Annotated in this window: 13 protein-coding genes and 1 riboswitch; of the genes, 5 read left to right on the top strand and 8 right to left on the bottom strand. The window is 53.3% G+C overall.

Annotation, left to right across the window (positions count from 1 at the left end; all coding sequences use genetic code 11):
• Window positions 1-3: 3 nt before the first annotated feature.
• Both OGV94_RS04890 and OGV94_RS04885 read right to left on the bottom strand, forming a co-directional pair.
• A complete protein-coding gene (locus OGV94_RS04890; protein ID WP_080626079.1) occupies window positions 4-1,245 on the bottom strand; it encodes a multifunctional CCA addition/repair protein in 1,242 nt (413 codons plus the stop codon).
• A 61-nt stretch (window positions 1,246-1,306) separates the two neighbouring features.
• A complete protein-coding gene (locus OGV94_RS04885; RefSeq protein WP_043017656.1) occupies window positions 1,307-1,927 on the bottom strand; it encodes a TIGR04211 family SH3 domain-containing protein in 621 nt (206 codons plus the stop codon).
• A gap of 241 nt (window positions 1,928-2,168) precedes the next feature.
• On the opposite strand from OGV94_RS04885, the gene OGV94_RS04880 reads away from it, so the two are divergent.
• From OGV94_RS04880 to hldE, 3 genes are all read left to right on the top strand, one after another.
• Window positions 2,169-3,470: a CYTH domain-containing protein gene (locus OGV94_RS04880; protein WP_043017655.1), complete on the top strand. Its 1,302-nt coding sequence runs from the start codon at window positions 2,169-2,171 to the stop codon at window positions 3,468-3,470.
• 91 nt (window positions 3,471-3,561) lie between these two features.
• Window positions 3,562-6,402, top strand: coding sequence for a bifunctional [glutamate--ammonia ligase]-adenylyl-L-tyrosine phosphorylase/[glutamate--ammonia-ligase] adenylyltransferase (gene glnE, locus OGV94_RS04875; protein ID WP_286522741.1), 2,841 nt, complete (start codon window positions 3,562-3,564; stop codon window positions 6,400-6,402).
• Window positions 6,403-6,461: 59 nt separating this feature from the next.
• A complete protein-coding gene (gene hldE / locus OGV94_RS04870; protein WP_286522739.1) occupies window positions 6,462-7,895 on the top strand; it encodes a bifunctional D-glycero-beta-D-manno-heptose-7-phosphate kinase/D-glycero-beta-D-manno-heptose 1-phosphate adenylyltransferase HldE in 1,434 nt (477 codons plus the stop codon).
• 65 nt (window positions 7,896-7,960) lie between these two features.
• Here the strand turns inward: hldE and OGV94_RS04865 are convergent, their stop codons facing one another.
• Window positions 7,961-9,628 (bottom strand): flotillin family protein, encoded by a 1,668-nt coding sequence (locus OGV94_RS04865; protein ID WP_075145616.1) that lies wholly within the window; start codon window positions 9,626-9,628, stop codon window positions 7,961-7,963.
• 23 nt (window positions 9,629-9,651) lie between these two features.
• A complete protein-coding gene (locus tag OGV94_RS04860) occupies window positions 9,652-10,281 on the bottom strand; it encodes an OB-fold-containig protein (protein WP_047408545.1) in 630 nt (209 codons plus the stop codon).
• 260 nt (window positions 10,282-10,541) lie between these two features.
• Between OGV94_RS04860 and glgS the strand changes: the two genes are divergently transcribed.
• A complete protein-coding gene (gene glgS, locus OGV94_RS04855; RefSeq protein ID WP_019077704.1) occupies window positions 10,542-10,748 on the top strand; it encodes a cell surface composition regulator GlgS in 207 nt (68 codons plus the stop codon).
• A 32-nt stretch (window positions 10,749-10,780) separates the two neighbouring features.
• On the opposite strand, the gene ubiK is transcribed toward glgS, so the two are convergent.
• Window positions 10,781-11,077: a ubiquinone biosynthesis accessory factor UbiK gene (gene ubiK, locus OGV94_RS04850; RefSeq protein ID WP_032940759.1), complete on the bottom strand. Its 297-nt coding sequence runs from the start codon at window positions 11,075-11,077 to the stop codon at window positions 10,781-10,783.
• A gap of 132 nt (window positions 11,078-11,209) precedes the next feature.
• Window positions 11,210-11,359, top strand: a riboswitch (FMN riboswitch).
• 106 nt (window positions 11,360-11,465) lie between these two features.
• Here ubiK and ribB point away from each other — a divergent pair.
• A complete protein-coding gene (gene ribB / locus OGV94_RS04845) occupies window positions 11,466-12,119 on the top strand; it encodes a 3,4-dihydroxy-2-butanone-4-phosphate synthase (RefSeq protein WP_003828424.1) in 654 nt (217 codons plus the stop codon).
• 59 nt (window positions 12,120-12,178) lie between these two features.
• Here the strand turns inward: ribB and OGV94_RS04840 are convergent, their stop codons facing one another.
• The 3 genes from OGV94_RS04840 to OGV94_RS04830 are packed head-to-tail and all read right to left on the bottom strand — an operon-like array spanning window position 12,179 to window position 16,441.
• Window positions 12,179-13,252, bottom strand: a complete 1,074-nt coding sequence (locus OGV94_RS04840) for a fimbrial protein (protein ID WP_047408556.1) — start codon at window positions 13,250-13,252, stop codon at window positions 12,179-12,181.
• Window positions 13,249-13,980 (bottom strand): fimbrial biogenesis chaperone, encoded by a 732-nt coding sequence (locus OGV94_RS04835; protein WP_075145618.1) that lies wholly within the window; start codon window positions 13,978-13,980, stop codon window positions 13,249-13,251. Before OGV94_RS04835 ends, OGV94_RS04840 begins: the two co-directional genes overlap by 4 nt.
• Before the next feature lie 13 nt (window positions 13,981-13,993).
• Window positions 13,994-16,441, bottom strand: coding sequence for a fimbria/pilus outer membrane usher protein (locus OGV94_RS04830; protein WP_286522737.1), 2,448 nt, complete (start codon window positions 16,439-16,441; stop codon window positions 13,994-13,996).
• Between the last annotated feature and the right edge of the window lie 10 nt (window positions 16,442-16,451).

Below are 16,451 nucleotides of genomic sequence, written 5' to 3'. Positions count from 1 at the left end.
CGTTTAGGTGGTGGGTTTAGGGCAACGCTGCTCCTTCCAACATGCCACTGCCGCGATGCGACGCCGGGTCAGCTCCTCGCGAATAGCCTGACCTTTGAATCCCGCCTCAACGACGTCTTTCGTTGGCACCGCCTGCGCAACCCGCCAGGCTTCGCGCAACAGTCTGCCTTGCGGGTAATCCGCCGCTTCAAAACCGGTTCGCCCGCGTACGTCGGCCTCGCTGGTCAGGGCGATTTGCTCCACGCGCTGCGGTTTACGCCAGGCATCGATGGAATCAAACAGCTTAACGATGGTTTTTGGCTGCAGGATCGGGAAGGTATGAATGAGGTCGTGGAACTCGGCCACCAGTTTGGCTAAATCACGGATGTCATTCGGCACGCGCAGGCGCAGACACAGTTGCTCGACCAGCTTAACGCCAGCCGGACCGTGGCCGTGGTGGCGCGGCCACAGCGCTTTTGGCGTCAACGCCTTGCCAAGATCGTGGCACAGCGTGGCGAAACGCACGTCGACCTCCGGACTTAACATGGCTGCCATCGACAGCGTCATCAACGTGTGAATACCGGTATCGATTTCCGGGTGCCACTGAGCGGGCGCGGGAACGCCGAACAGAGCATCCACTTCCGGAAACAGAACGCGCAGTGCGCCGCAGTCGCGCAGGACCTGAAAAAATACCTGTGGGTTGCGGGTGGTTAATGCGCCTTCTGTTTCTTTCCACACCCGCTCTGGCGTCAGGTGTTCCAGTTCGCCAGCGTCGTTCATGTCGCGCATCAGCGTCATGGTTTCGTCAGCGATACGAAAGCCGAGGTGCGCATAGCGGGCAGCAAAGCGCGCCACGCGCAGCACGCGCAGCGGATCTTCGCTAAAGGCAGGAGAAACATGGCGCAGCAGACGCCTTTCCAGATCGTCGCGTCCGTTATACGGATCGATAATCTCTCCATCGTCATCGCGGGCGATTGCGTTGATAGTCAGGTCGCGCCGCTGAAGATCGGCCTCCAGCGTTACATCCGGCGCGGCGTAGCAGGTGAACCCGGTATACCCCGAACCGGATTTACGTTCGGTACGCGCCAGCGCATACTCTTCCCGGGTTTGCGGATGCAGAAACACGGGAAAATCGCGGCCTACCTGCTGGTAGCCCGCGTCGAGCATCTCTTGCGGCGTGGCGCCGACAACAACCCAATCTTTATCTTTAATCGGTAGCCCTAATAACGCATCCCGAACAGCACCACCGACCAGATAAATCTTCACGCCACTTTCCTTTTGAAATTATGATCTCTTAATCATATGTCAGTGTGGCGGAGAAGGCGATTCAGTTCATCCAGCGATCTTTGCGTTTACGGCTTGGGATCATGTGTGGCAGAACCAGACCGAGCAGCAGACCAAGACCCAGTACGCCGCCGCCGTACATGAACCACTGCATAATGATGGTGCGCTGTTTGTCATCAAGCTGAAGGTTGGCTGCGCTGACCTTCTTTTGCGCCACAATAAGCTCGTTCTTCAGCTTCTGGTTTTCTTGTTTCAGACCGTCGATCACGCTGTCGCTTTGCGATACTTTTTGCTGCATATCGGCGGTGCGCTGATTCCACGTGGTATCGATATTATTGAGCTTATCGGTCAAGGTCTTAACCTGGTTTTCCAGATCGGGAACGCGGGTACGCAGGCTCGGCGTACTGTTCAGCTCTTTCAGCGGGATCCAGGCGGTACGACCGGTGCTGTCTTTCACCTGGCCGTAGTTAGTGTTGGCATCGGTCTGTAATAGCGTAACTTCCTCGCCGGCGTTAACCGTGCCCACGAGGCGATAATTATCTCCCGGACCGCTGCGGACCCAGGTGTTCAGTTCGTCAGAGACATAGCGCTTTTCTTCGGCATGAGAAACTGCAGTGGCGCTAAGTGCGAGTAAAGTTAATCCAATCAGGCGTAATTTTGGCATCAGGCTGTCGTTATTGTCATAGAAAGTGGAACGATAGTAGTGGCATCAGTGTCTCTACGCAAAGCATTCGACATCAATCGGAATCATCTGTGTCCTTTTAGCCACCACCCGAAACTTTTACGCCCGTCAAATTGCTCGTTGCATGGCAATTTGGCGCAAAATACTATCTACTGACCATAAAGAACGAACTTAGTTCGCAGTCAGTTTTCTCAACTGTGACATAACCCATAAGTACAAGACCATGGCCCAGGAAATCGAATTAAAATTTATCGTCAATAGTGATGCTGTAGATGCGCTACGTGAACGTCTGAATACGCTGGGGGGGGAGCATCATGCGCCCAGTCAGTTGCTGAATATCTACTACGAAACGCCGGATGCGTGGTTGCGTGGTCACGATATGGGGCTGCGTATTCGTGGTGAGAATGGTCATTACGAAATGACCATGAAAATTGCCGGACGGGTGACGGGCGGCCTGCATCAGCGGCCTGAATATAACGTTGCGCTAAACGCGCCAGAGCTGGATCTCGCTCTGTTCCCAACGGAAGTCTGGCCCGATGGCGAGCTGCCTGCTGAACTTGCCTCTCAGGTGCAGCCGCTGTTCAGTACCGATTTTTATCGTGAGAAATGGCTCCTTGATGTTGACGGCAGTCGAATTGAAATGGCTCTCGACCTTGGGGAAGTGAAAGCGGGCGAGTTTGCTGAACCTATCTGTGAGCTTGAACTTGAACTGCTAAGCGGCGATACCCGTGCGGTATTGAAGCTGGCAAACCAGCTGGTTTCGCAAGCCGGCTTACGCCAGGGCAGTCTGAGTAAAGCGGCGCGTGGCTATCATCTGGCTCAGGGGAATGCGCCGCGTGAACTCAGACCTACGCGCATTTTGAAGGTTCCGGCGAAGGCGAGCATTGAGCAAGGGCTGGAAGCGGCGCTGGAGCTGGCATTATCACAGTGGCAGTACCATGAAGAGCTGTGGGTGCGCGGCGTCAAAGGAGCGAAAGCCGAGGTGCTGGCGGCAATGGGCCTGGTGCGTCACATACTGATGCTGTTTGGCGGTAATGTGCCGCGAAAAGCGAGCGCTCACTTACGTGATTTGCTGACCCAGTCGGAAGCGGTCATGGCGTCGGATGTTTCTGCCGTTTCGGCGGTTTACAGCACGCAAACAGCAATGGCTAAACTGGCCCTGACCGAATGGCTGGTGACCAAAGGATGGCAGTCGTTCCTGGATGAGAAGGCGCAGGGCAAAATTGCCGACTCCTTTAAGCGTTTCTCAGATACTCATCTTTCGCGCCATGCCGCTGAACTGAAAACCGCTTTTGCTCAGCCGCTTGGCGATCAGTACGCCGATCAACTTCCACGCCTGACGCGCAATATTGATAGCATGCTGATGCTGGCGGGGTACTACGACGAAAATGTTGCCTCGGAATGGATCGCCAACTGGCAGGGTCTGCGTCACGCCATTGCGGCCAACCAATATATTGAAATTGAACACTTCCGCAACGAGGCAATCGCGCTGGAACCGTTCTGGCTGCATAGCGGTAAACGATAATCAGGGTTGAGACCGGGATGCCTGATGGCGCTGCGCTTATCAGGCCTATAAGGCCATACCTTGGGCCTCAATACGCAAAGGATGTCCATAAATGAAGCAGCTCTCTTCACCGTTACAGCAGTACTGGCCGACCGTTGTGGGGCGGCTGCCAGCAGCAATATCTGAGTCCTCGCTTAGCGTGCAGGCGAAGTCAGTGCTTACATTCAGTGATTTTGTCCGCGACAGCATTATTGCCCATCCCGAATGGCTGGTAGATCTGGAAAGCGCGCCCCCTCAGGCGGATGAATGGCAACACTATGCCGACTGGTTACAGCAAGCATTGGCCGACGTCAGCGATGAAAACACGCTGATGCGCGAGCTACGCCTGTTTCGCCGTCACATCATGGTGCGTATCGCCTGGGCGCAGACGCTGTCGCTGGTGGCGGAAGAGAGTATTTTGCAGCAGTTAAGCCATCTGGCTGAAACGCTGATCGTCGCCGCGCGCGACTGGTTATACGCCGCCTGCTGTCGCGAGTGGGGAACGCCCTGTAATCCTGAAGGTGTTGCGCAGCCGCTGCTGATTTTAGGCATGGGGAAACTGGGCGGCGGCGAGCTGAATTTTTCCTCTGATATTGACCTGATTTTTGCCTGGCCGGAGCACGGCAGTACGCAGGGTGGGCGTCGCGAACTGGATAACGCGCAGTTCTTTACCCGTATGGGCCAGCGGCTCATCAAAGTGCTGGATCAGCCCACAATGGATGGGTTTGTTTATCGAGTGGATATGCGATTACGTCCGTTTGGCGACAGCGGCCCGCTGGTGCTGAGCTTCTCCGCGCTGGAGGATTATTACCAGGAACAAGGGCGCGACTGGGAACGCTATGCGATGGTCAAAGCCCGCATTATGGGCGATTCCGATGGCACTTACGTCAGCGAGCTTCGCGCTATGCTGCGACCTTTTGTCTTCCGCCGCTATATTGATTTTAGCGTGATCCAGTCTCTGCGTAACATGAAAGGGATGATTGCCCGAGAAGTGCGCCGCCGTGGCCTGAAAGACAACATCAAGCTGGGGGCGGGCGGCATTCGTGAAATCGAATTTATCGTACAGGTATTCCAACTGATTCGCGGTGGGCGCGAGCCGTCGCTGCAATCCCGCTCGCTGTTACCGACGCTTAGCGCCATCAATGCGCTGCACCTGCTGTCTGATACCGATGCGGAACAACTGCGAGCAGCCTATCTCTATTTACGCCGCCTCGAAAACCTGCTGCAAAGCATCAATGATGAACAGACCCAAACGCTTCCTGGCGATGAACTGAATCGCGCGCGGCTGGCGTGGGGGATGAACGTCGATGACTGGCAGCAGTTAACCGATGTGCTGGCAAGTCATATGAACAACGTGCGCCGGGTATTTAACGAGCTGATTGGCGATGACGAAGCTGAAACCCAGGAAGAGTCGCTCTCAGAACAATGGCGCGAACTGTGGCAGGACGCCTTGCAGGAAGATGACACCACGCCGGTGCTGACGCATCTGGCTGATGACGATCGCCGGCGCGTGCTGTCTCTGATTGCTGATTTCCGCAAAGAGCTGGATAAACGCACCATTGGCCCACGCGGACGGCAGGTGTTGGATCATTTAATGCCGCATCTGCTGAGCGATGTCTGTTCGCGTGACGACGCCTCGGTACCGCTGTCGCGCATTACACCGCTGCTGGTGGGTATTGTGACCCGCACGACCTATCTGGAGCTGCTGAGCGAATTCCCAGGAGCGCTGAAGCACCTGATCTCGCTCTGTGCCGCCTCGCCGATGATCGCCAGCCAGCTGGCGCGGTATCCGCTGTTGCTCGATGAACTGCTGGATCCGAACACCCTGTATCAACCCACCGCGACGGACGCCTACCGTGATGAGTTACGCCAGTATTTGCTGCGCGTGCCGGAAGATGACGAAGAGCAGCAACTGGAAGCGCTGCGGCAGTTTAAGCAAACGCAGTTGTTGCGTATTGCCGCGGCTGATATCGCCGGAACGCTGCCGGTGATGAAGGTAAGCGATCACCTAACCTGGCTGGCGGAAGCTATTATTGATGCGGTAGTCCAGCAAGCGTGGATGCAGATGGTTGCTCGCTACGGGCAACCCACTCATCTTAGCGAACGCGAGGGGCGCGGTTTTGCCGTCGTCGGTTATGGCAAGCTGGGCGGCTGGGAGCTGGGATACAGCTCGGATCTCGATTTGATCTTCCTGCATGACTGTCCGATGGACGTGATGACGGACGGTGAGCGTGAGATTGACGGGCGACAGTTCTATCTGCGTTTGTCGCAGCGCATTATGCACCTTTTCAGCACCCGTACCTCGTCCGGTATTTTGTACGAAGTGGATGCGCGCCTGCGTCCGTCTGGCGCGGCGGGAATGCTGGTGACATCAACCGACGCCTTCGCCGATTACCAGCGCAACGAAGCCTGGACATGGGAACATCAGGCGCTGGTACGTGCGCGCGTGGTATACGGCGACCCGCGGTTGACCTCTCAGTTCGATGCGATTCGTCGCGATATCATGACCCTCGTTCGCGATGGCAAAACCTTGCAGACCGACGTGCGCGAAATGCGTGAGAAAATGCGTGCCCATTTGGGCAATAAGCATCGCGATCGTTTTGATATTAAAGCGGATGAAGGCGGTATCACCGACATTGAGTTTATTACGCAATATCTGGTGTTGCGCTATGCGCATGAAAAACCGAAGCTGACGCGCTGGTCGGATAACGTGCGCATTCTGGAGTTACTGGCGCAAAACGACATTATGGATGAGCAGGAAGCGCTGGCGCTTACTCGTGCTTATACGACGCTGCGCGATGAACTTCACCATCTTGCGTTACAGGAACTTCCGGGCCATGTGGCGCCGGAGCACTTCGACGCTGAACGTACGCTGGTGCGTGACAGCTGGCAGAAGTGGCTGGTTGCCGAGTGAAGTGTGCTATTATCGCGCGCAAATTTTAAGACCCTCAGAGAATCTCTCAGGAGACAGGAATGAAAGTAACGCTGCCAGAGTTTGAACGTGCAGGAGTCATGGTTGTCGGTGATGTGATGCTGGATCGCTACTGGTACGGTCCTACCAGCCGTATTTCACCTGAAGCGCCGGTGCCGGTGGTGAAGGTTGATACCATCGAAGAACGTCCCGGTGGCGCAGCAAACGTGGCGATGAACATAGCCTCTCTGGGAGCGAATTCGCGTCTGGTGGGCCTGACCGGCATTGACGACGCGGCGCGTGCGCTGAGCAAAACGCTGGCGGATGTGAACGTAAAATGTGACTTCGTTTCCGTGCCCACTCATCCGACGATCACCAAACTGCGCGTACTTTCCCGTAACCAGCAACTGATTCGCCTGGATTTCGAAGAAGGCTTTGAAGGTGTGGATCCGCAGCCGCTGCACGAGCGTATTAACCAGGCGCTGGGGTCTATCGGCGCACTGGTGCTCTCCGACTATGCCAAAGGCGCGCTGGCAAGCGTGCAGCAGATGATTGCGCTGGCGCGGAAGGCTGGGGTGCCGGTGCTTATCGATCCTAAAGGGACCGATTTTGAACGCTACCGTGGTGCAACGCTGCTGACGCCGAACCTGTCTGAGTTTGAAGCGGTAGCGGGCAAGTGCAAAAGCGAAGATGAACTGGTTGAGCGCGGCATGAAAGTGATTGCGGATTTTGACCTTTCCGCACTGCTGATCACGCGCTCCGAACAGGGGATGACGCTGCTGCAACCGGGCAAATCGCCGCTGCATATGCCGACGCAGGCGCAGGAAGTGTATGACGTGACCGGTGCGGGCGATACGGTTATTGGCGTGCTGGCGGCGACGCTGGCGGCGGGTAACTCCCTGGAAGAAGCGTGCTATTTTGCTAACGCCGCAGCAGGCGTAGTCGTCGGTAAGCTGGGGACCTCCACCGTTTCTCCTATTGAACTGGAAAACGCCGTGCGCGGTCGGGCCGATACTGGCTTTGGCGTGATGAGCGAATCTGAGCTGAAACGGGCCGTTGCCAGCGCCCGCAAGCGCGGTGAGAAAGTGGTGATGACCAACGGCGTGTTCGACATCCTGCATGCGGGCCACGTTTCCTATCTGGCGAATGCGCGCAAGCTGGGCGATCGCCTGATCGTAGCGGTAAACAGCGATGCTTCGACCAAACGTCTGAAAGGCGAATCTCGCCCGGTCAATCCGCTGGAACAGCGTATGATCGTGCTGGGCGCGCTGGAGTCCGTCGACTGGGTGGTTTCTTTTGAAGAAGATACGCCGCAGCGTCTGATTGCCGGCATCCTGCCGGATCTGCTGGTCAAAGGCGGCGACTATAAGCCGGAAGATATTGCGGGCAGCGAAGAGGTGTGGGCGAACGGCGGTGAAGTGCTGGTGCTGAACTTCGAAGATGGCTGCTCAACGACCAATATCATCAAGAAGATCCAGAAAGACAGCGATAAGTAACACCTGGAAAGTTTGCCGGATGGCGGATAAAACGCGTCAGCGTTGCCATCCGGCAATTCTATATCTTATTCTTCAGTCGTTTTCTCAACAGGCTGTGGGCTGTTTTTCAGCGGATCGGCCAGCGCCGACAGCGAACCGCCGGACAAACCAATTTCATTTAACAGCGAGTCAATCAGCGGCGCTTGTGTACGATAGGCAAGAGCTGCGGATAATGCTTGCTCCGCCAGATTCCCACCGTTTACGTTACCTGCGGTCACTTCACCAACTGCACCGCCGCGATTGAGACCATCAACCTGAATAATCTTGATCCCATCGATAGACTTCATTGGCTCAACGGATTTCTCAATGACTGCTGGCAGGGACTGCAGCAGGGCCAGCTTAAATTTCAGACTGGTCTGTTCGTCGGAAAGCACGTTGATGGCATCGTTCAGCGCGCGTTGTGCTTCTGCTTCCGCCAGACCTTTTTTCCGCGTGGCTTCAGCCAGTTCAACAATCGCGGCGGCCTGCAATTCTGCCGCCTCTTTCTCCGCTTTCGCACGTACGGTTAGCTCAACGGCCTGTGTTTCCGCATCCTGCGCGGCGGCAATCAACGCCACCTGTTTGGCACGATCCGCTTCTGCAGTCTGACGGGTGGTTTCTACGTTTTGTTGGGCGCGAACCGCTTCGGCCAGCGCATCGTTAGCGCGTGCTTCAGCCTGAGACTGCTGTTCGGACTTGGCGGCAATAGCGATGGACTTGGTCTGGTTGGCGATCTCCGTTGCCTGCTGCTGTTCGATCTCTTTGATGCGAACTTCACGCTCGGCCTCGACTTTTCTTGAACGCACCGCCTGTTCGCGCTCGATTTCTGTTTCCTGAATCTGGCGTTCAGCAAGGATACGCGTCTGTTCAGCTTCACGATGACGTTCGGCTTCAAAGGCGGCAATTTTGGCGTTTTGCTCGGCCGTGCGGGTTTTCACCTGCTGCTCCTGCTCGAGCGTCATGAAGGCTTCCTGCTGTTCGATCTCCAGCTTGCGCGACAGCGCATCACGGTTTTTCTCTCGAACGGCAACTTCTACGTCCTGCTCGACTTCGTTACGTTCGCGACGACGACGTTCCGTTTCCTGGGTCAGTTTGGTCAGACCCTCGGCATCAAAGGCGTTATTGGGGTTGAAATGCACTTTTTCGGTCTGGTTAAAGTTGGTGAGTGAAACGCTCTCCAGTTCCAGGCCGTTTTTGGACAGGTCTTCCGCGACGGTATTTTGTACGCCCTGAACGAAGTTTTCACGCGTATCCTGCAGTTCATGCATGGTCATCTGCGACGCAGTGGCACGCAGGGCATCGACAAACTTATCTTCTATTAGCACACGTAAATCCTCTGGTGACAGCGTACGCTGTCCCAGCGTCTGTGCGGCGGTAGCAATACCTTCCACAGACGGTTTTACACGCACGAAAAAGGCGACGACGACATCCACGCGCATACGGTCTTTGGTGATGAGACTGTCGACAGTTGAACGGCTCACCTCAAGTTTGAGGGTGTTCATGTTGATAGGAATAATTTCGTGGAAGATAGGCATGACAATTGCGCCGCCGCTCATCACCACTTTTTGCCCGCCAAGGCCGGTACGCACAAACGCCTGTTCAGCAGACGCGCGGCGATACAGGCGGGCAAAAATAATCCCGATAATTACTAAGACGATCACCGCGACAATGGCGGTAAACATCCATGAAGGTAACATGCCTAAAACATCATCCATCTATAAGGTCCCTCTGTATAAAATTATAAAACAGTCGGCCAGGGGTTTAGCTCGGCCAGGTAACGCGTTGCAGAGAGTCGGCAAATAATCAGCACCTTGTCTCCTTTTTTGAATTCTTTGCCCGCCTCAGGCTCCAGCAGCACATAGTGGGTCTGCCCAAACTTGTCGGTAAATTTGCCTTCGCATGGGGTTCCGGCACTCGCAGAATGGCCGGTAATAATTGCCATGCTGCCGATAAACTCATCTTCAGCGAGGGCGGTGGTTTCATCCCGTGGCAGCCAGGGGGCGATAATTTTCCCGCTGTAATGCACGGCGAAGACCGCAAAAATAAAGCTCACCGGCGCCAGCAGCAGATTGCTGAGCGGTGCTTGCCACAGCGTGACCCAGCCATGCTGAAGGAGGATACCGAAGAGTCCAAAGAAGCCTGCGAGTAAGCACAGTACGATCAGCGCCGGGATCCGCCCGATATTGAGATAGTGAAGCGCCTGGCCGATATTGCCGGAGGTCAGGGCATCGTAATGTTCGAGGTGAGCATCAAGCGCACCTGAAAGAAAATGGCCAAAAATCAGAGAGATGATTTCCAGTAGGCCAATCAGCAGTACAAATGAAATAGCAAACAGGTAGGGGCTGTTGTAATCCGTGAATAATACCAAGTTGTTTCCTCCTGTTACTGCGTTCCCTGTCAGTATCAAAAGTAATGGTTTTACCCCTTACTTTTACATGTCGTTACAATAACATGCGTCACCCTGACCTTAAATCCGAAAAGGGGGTCATCCCCCTCTTAGATTTCGTAGGAAACTGTGAAGCAGGCGGTTTTTTTGCGCACAATATGTACAGAATAACTTCGTATCCAGGGAAATACTGAAATTAGAAAAAGCATATGGCCTTAGCAGATATTCAATAACTGGAGGGTATGCTCATGAACAGCAATATGTATTCAATGAACAATTTCGATTTCCTGGCCCGTAGTTTTGCCAGGATGCAGGCTGAGGGCCATCCCGTTGATATCCAGGCGATAACTGGGAACATGGATGAAGAACATCGTAGCTGGTTTTGCAAACGCTATGCGCTGTACTGCCAGCAGGCTACAGAGGCCAGGAAGCTAGAACTGGAACACTAACAGAAAAACGGGCCTTGCGGCCCGTTGTCGTTTTACTCTTGCGGATCGACTGGCGGGATCGCGGGGGCAGGCTTAACTTCTGCCGTTTTTTCACGCGACTCCAGCTCAGTCAGACGTTGCTCAAGCAGCGCCAGTTTTTCACGGGTACGCAGCAAAACCTGAGTCTGTACATCAAACTCTTCACGGCTTACCAGATCCAGACGGGTTAGCTGTGACTGCAGCGTTTGACGAATTTTCTTCTCGACGTCTTCGCCAAACTCGCGGATCCCTTTCGGCATCGACTCGTGAACCTGACGAGCAATCTGCTCAATTTTTTTCGGGTCAATCATTGTGGTTTCCCTGAACTGGTACGTGTTGCTGCCTATTGTAGTGCGAACTGGCACAGGCATAAACCAGAATTGTGTGAAGCTAAGACGAGCAAAGGCGTTGATGAAGGTAATCAATAGCGTTATAGTTAACCCGCTTATTCTCAGGGCGGGGCGAAATTCCCCACCGGCGGTAAATCAACGAATGTTGAAAGCCCGCGAGCGCTTTTTGTTACGGCAAAAAGGTCAGCAGATCCGGTGTAATTCCGGGGCCGACGGTTAGAGTCCGGATGGGAGAGAGTAACGATCCAGTCGGGCATGGACCCGCTCACGTTATTTTTTTGCCGCTTAGACGGTACTCCTAAGACTGCCCTGATTCTGGTAACCATAATTTTAGTGAGGTTTTTTTACCATGAATCAGACGCTACTTTCCTCTTTTGGTACGCCTTTCGAACGTGTTGAACATGCGCTGTCTGCGCTGCGTGAAGGACGCGGTGTAATGGTGCTTGACGACGAAGATCGTGAAAACGAAGGCGATATGATTTTCCCGGCAGAAACAATGACCGTTGAACAGATGGCGCTGACCATCCGCCACGGCAGCGGTATTGTATGCCTGTGCATCACTGAAGACCGACGCAAACAGCTCGATCTGCCAATGATGGTGGAAAATAACACCAGCGCCTACGGTACCGGTTTTACCGTGACCATTGAAGCAGCAGAGGGCGTGACCACCGGTGTTTCCGCTGCGGACCGTGTGACTACGGTGCGTGCGGCAATTAAGGATGGCGCCAAACCTTCCGATCTTAACCGTCCGGGGCACGTTTTCCCGCTGCGTGCTCAGGCAGGCGGCGTGTTGACCCGCGGTGGTCATACTGAAGCAACCATCGACCTGATGACGCTGGCAGGGTTTAAACCGGCAGGCGTGCTGTGCGAACTGACCAACGACGATGGCACCATGGCGCGTGCGCCAGAATGCATCGAATTTGCCGGCAAGCATAATATGGCGGTGGTTACTATCGAAGATCTGGTGGCCTACCGTCAGGCGCATGAGCGCAAAGCCAGCTAATCGCAAGACGAACGGGTAAAACGCAAAAAGCCGATGCAATGTCATCGGCTTTTTTGCGCTTAGTTGTAGTTAATTTTAAATAATACCACCGTTTCGAAAGGGCCGGTCTTTACGGTATCGCCAGTCACCTGACTTAATTCAGCCTGATAACTTTTCTCTCTGGTCAGTAATTCTGTATCGAATTCGGCATACTCAGAGTAGGCGTTATAGGTTGAGAGCGTATTATCTTCCGTATTGCGTATTTTTAATTGTAAACCATTGCCGATTCTTAAGGATGTGTCATTTTCTGCCAATTCTTCTGTGGTATAGAATGATGATGAAACCTTAAACGTATCGGTACATCCACTGTCAGAATTCAGATTCTTGGTTGTTTTAATCGAGAACGCTTTTGTCAGCGTTTTGGCGTTAATCTCCATATTATTGAAGGTACCAAAATCAATAGTCTGATTTTCCGGGAAAATATTGAATTTAACGCTACAGTCCAGCACGCGAATTTGATCTAAGCCGGTGACGTGATATTTCAGGTTCGAGGCATCCGGGCTGACGTTAATCCCACCAACACCATCAAACTGCACCAGAATATAATCACCGATGCTACTGGCGTAGTCGTGGGGGGGCATCGAAATCACTTTTACGTACAGGCGCATGCGGGCAATAAACGTTCTTGAATAGTGCGTATCTTCTGCATTACCTGAACAGAGATAATGTTCCCAACCACTGGCTTTGATTTGCGCGGCGGTATAGATCTTAAGCTTCTGATTATCAATGCACTGATGTGTATCAATACTCACTGCGCCTTGCGTGGCGTCATAATCAACGCCTTCATAGGTGACGCCCAGTTGATAATAGGTATCGTTGACTGAGGTGTAGGGATTGACCCATGCGTAGACGTTTTCGCTGCTATAAGCATTTTCGGAGGTTGCGTTATCGCAGTAGACGGGGATTTTTATATCGTTGCTTTCCCAGATTTTGTCCCCGGGTTTGGCGTTGTTAGGGACTGCAAACGGCTCGATAGCGGTATAACCTTCAACAGGACCACCGGTGGCTCCCAGATAGCAGTGAACCGCCAGCGCTGAACGAAAAGGGAGTGCGATGAATATTAACAGCAGAAATAACCGTAGCGTGCGGATCATTTTCTGGCCTCCGGCACGATAAGATCGCATTGACCATGGCATTTCACGTTCAGCATGCGCAGTCCGCCATAATCATCCATATATCCTAGTGCGAACGCATTTCCGTTATAACCGCCGGCATTTAATGTGACAGAGGAAAAAGGGGCAATCATTTTACTGCTAAAGCCTGACAATTGGCTTTTGCTGTCTTTGCCAAAAAAAGCCAACGTAATGTAGTAGGCGGTAGGATTATTAACCAACAGCGTATTTCCCTGTTGGCTAACTTTGAGCTGAAGTTCAACTTCAGTACCCGGCTTTTTCTTCAAAGCCGCTGGACGCCAGAATAATTTCAACTGGGATTGCAGCGCCATCTGCACGATGGCATTGTTGCCTTTATTTTCTGGTGCAGGTGGAATTTCCCGAACATTAAAGTAAAACAGTGATTCCCGATCCTGAGGAAGCGAGCGTGCTTTATCTTGCTTAACAATTCTCACCTGCGAAATTGCCCCAGGGTTTAACCGCTGTATTGGGGGCAGGGCGACTAAAAAAGAGTCATCCTTATTACCTTTTTCATCTTCAATCCACGAGTAAGCCAGATAAGGTAACTGCTTGCTCTGGTTTTCAATTTTCAGACTGCTGGCCTTATCGTTGCCGTTGAAGATAATCCGCGTTCTGTCAGGCTGAATTGCCGCCTGGCTGGTGAGCGATAAGGCGAGTAATACAATTGGTAATCCTTTGAATAATGCCATTTTTCATCCTTAATTAATGACAAGGTAAAATCAGGTACTGGGTGGAGATATCCAGCGCGTCTGGCAAAGTGATGGTGCAAGTCTGTTTGTCACCCCACATCACCGTAAACTGCTGTCCACTGTCGACACCGCCAAGCCAGGCATGACCATCTTCGCTGACCATTCCTACTTCTGCGTTGTTTTCAATTTGACGTACGATCGCGCCGAGTGGCGGGAAGTCGCCATTTTCCATTCTGATAGCGACGGTAATATTTTTGCCTGAGCGTGATACCAGTGATTTGTAGCCAATGGCACCTTCGGTCCAGGTCTGACGGGTGATCGTTTCATCAACGGTAACGCCGTCAGGCAGATCGTTCATATTGACGGCGATGGTTGAGGGCTGATAACTGGAAATCATCGGTACAACGGCATAGCCAAAATGGTTAGTACGGTTGCTGTCGCCCTGCACAGGAATGTCGGCAACGCCGTCGGCCCCGACCATGACTCTGGGTTCATTGCCAAAGCTGCGGCGATGTAACGCGATGCCGTTGCTCGTCGCGGTCATTGAGCCGTTCCAGCTGGCGCTGGCAGAGGTGTAGTCGCTGGCGGCATAGCTTCCGGAGAACTGCAGTTCTCCTGCAGGGGTGGTATGTTGGTAATTTCCCCTGAACTGCGCGCCGTTGTTCGGCCTGTCAGTCGCGGTTCCTGTTGATACGCCCCAGGTGTTGTGTGGATCGGAGGAGTCATTCCACGAGAGTGTATTGGTAGTGTTGCTGCTATTACGCATGTCGTAATTCAACCGTCGACCATAGTCGAAAGGAACGGAGAGCGAAACGTAAAACTGCTTGTCGTTATCACTCTCCTCGTAGTGCGTTGTACTGAAGGATGTCGACAGCGATAAGCCTTTCCAGTCACCGAGATCGAAATTAAAACCGGCGGTCACCGACGCGGTAGTGGAGCTGTCGCCATCCCACCATTGCTGGCGCAGTGCGCTGACGTACAGGTTCATCCGCAGCGGATCAATCGGCTGGTTGAAAGAGATGCTTACGGTCTGCTTTTCGTCCTGAGTATCCGCATTATTGAATTGATGGGCGACAAAGTTGGCATAGCTATGAAATTCGCGCTCGGAGAAACGATATGCAGCGAGTGAAATCTGACTGTTGGTCGCATCAAAGCGTTTACTGTAGTTCAGTCGATAGCTGAGGCCACTTTCTTCATGGCCGTCATCGAAGGTACTGCTGGAATGCGTAACATCAAAGGAAACGGCCCCCAGCCACAGCATGTTCTGCCCAATTCCTAACGCCGCAGAGCGGTAATCGCTGCCTGCCGCGAGGATCCCGCCATACAGCGAGGTATTGGATAACATGCCCCATGAGGCTTCGCCGCTGACGAAGGTATCATCAATTACGTGATGCGAGATGTCCGGGCGGGCACGACCCGCCGCGATTTTATAACGGACCTGTCCTTCACGAGTCAGAAAAGGCGTGGAGGCGGCAGAAACCTGAAACGTGTTGGTGCGGCCATCTTCTTCGGTGATTTTTACGTCCAGCGTTCCCTGTACGGATTGATTAAGATCGGTAATGACAAAGGGGCCAGGGGCCACTTTTGTTTGATAAATCACGCGACCGGAGTGGCTAACGGTGACGGTGGCATTGGTTTGCGCGATCCCGCTGATTTGTGGGGCGTAGCCACGTAATTCCCATGGCAGCATACGGTCGTCGCTCGCCATAGCCGCGCCATTATAGGAAAAACCATCGAAGATATTGGAGCTTAAATCTGTCTCTCCCAGAGTGAGTTTGGCGCCCAGCGAAGGGAGAGGACGAAAAAGATAGGTGCGTGAAATACTCCGCGTTGTTTCGGTGCTTTCGTCGCTGCGGTTTTGGCTGACCTGATAATCGCTACGTAAGCGCCATGCGCCCATGTTCAGGCCCGCGGTGCCATAGGAGTTTAGGTTTTCTGTACTTCCACCTGCGTTGGGGCGGTAGGTGCTGGCAAACAGGTTGTAGTCGAACAGCAGACCGTTCACGCCGTGATCCCAGGTTGAGGGCGGCATCCAGCTTTCTGATTTCCAGGCCAATAGCGACTGAGGAATACTGATATCCAGACGTTGATTCGCCATATCTAAGGTAAAGGTAATATCAGAGTATTCAGTAAAATCGACGCACTCGTGCTGTACAGGCAGTGAACCTAAAATCTTTTCTTTTAATCCCAACTGCCCGGCGAGTTCAGATGGAATACAGGCGGCGACGCTCTCCCCCTGTTTTTCCCAGCTTATCTGGCGGCCTGAGGAGATTTGATTTTTATTTACGGCAACGGTAACAAAATAGCTTCCGGGAGCTATTGCGGAATCTTCTTTCAGCAAAGAGAGATCCACACTGTTGCGCATGGATTTATCCAGTACGTTCAGGTTGAATTCGACAGCCTGAGCGGAAAATGACAACAGCAACCCACATCCACAGGCCGCAATCTTGCAGGTATTCATGGCAATCCTT

Source organism: Citrobacter sp. Ce006 (assembly GCF_030336535.1).
Taxonomy (GTDB): domain Bacteria; phylum Pseudomonadota; class Gammaproteobacteria; order Enterobacterales; family Enterobacteriaceae; genus Citrobacter; species Citrobacter europaeus.
The sequence above is the reverse complement of the archived record's forward strand: the minus strand, read 5'-3'. Positions and strand labels throughout refer to the sequence as shown.

Bases quoted from the DNA above. Each gene is read 5' to 3' on its own strand.
- OGV94_RS04885 (WP_043017656.1), bottom strand. From the start codon at position 1,927: ATGCCAAAATTACGCCTGATTGGATTAACTTTACTCGCACTTAGCGCC.
- OGV94_RS04880 (WP_043017655.1), top strand. From the start codon at position 2,169: ATGGCCCAGGAAATCGAATTAAAATTTATCGTCAATAGTGATGCTGTA.
- glnE (WP_286522741.1), top strand. From the start codon at position 3,562: ATGAAGCAGCTCTCTTCACCGTTACAGCAGTACTGGCCGACCGTTGTG.
- hldE (WP_286522739.1), top strand. From the start codon at position 6,462: ATGAAAGTAACGCTGCCAGAGTTTGAACGTGCAGGAGTCATGGTTGTC.
- OGV94_RS04865 (WP_075145616.1), bottom strand. From the start codon at position 9,628: ATGGATGATGTTTTAGGCATGTTACCTTCATGGATGTTTACCGCCATT.
- glgS (WP_019077704.1), top strand. From the start codon at position 10,542: ATGCTCATGAACAGCAATATGTATTCAATGAACAATTTCGATTTCCTG.
- ubiK (WP_032940759.1), bottom strand. From the start codon at position 11,077: ATGATTGACCCGAAAAAAATTGAGCAGATTGCTCGTCAGGTTCACGAG.
- ribB (WP_003828424.1), top strand. From the start codon at position 11,466: ATGAATCAGACGCTACTTTCCTCTTTTGGTACGCCTTTCGAACGTGTT.
- OGV94_RS04840 (WP_047408556.1), bottom strand. From the start codon at position 13,252: ATGATCCGCACGCTACGGTTATTTCTGCTGTTAATATTCATCGCACTC.
- OGV94_RS04835 (WP_075145618.1), bottom strand. From the start codon at position 13,980: ATGGCATTATTCAAAGGATTACCAATTGTATTACTCGCCTTATCGCTC.
- OGV94_RS04830 (WP_286522737.1), bottom strand. From the start codon at position 16,441: ATGAATACCTGCAAGATTGCGGCCTGTGGATGTGGGTTGCTGTTGTCA.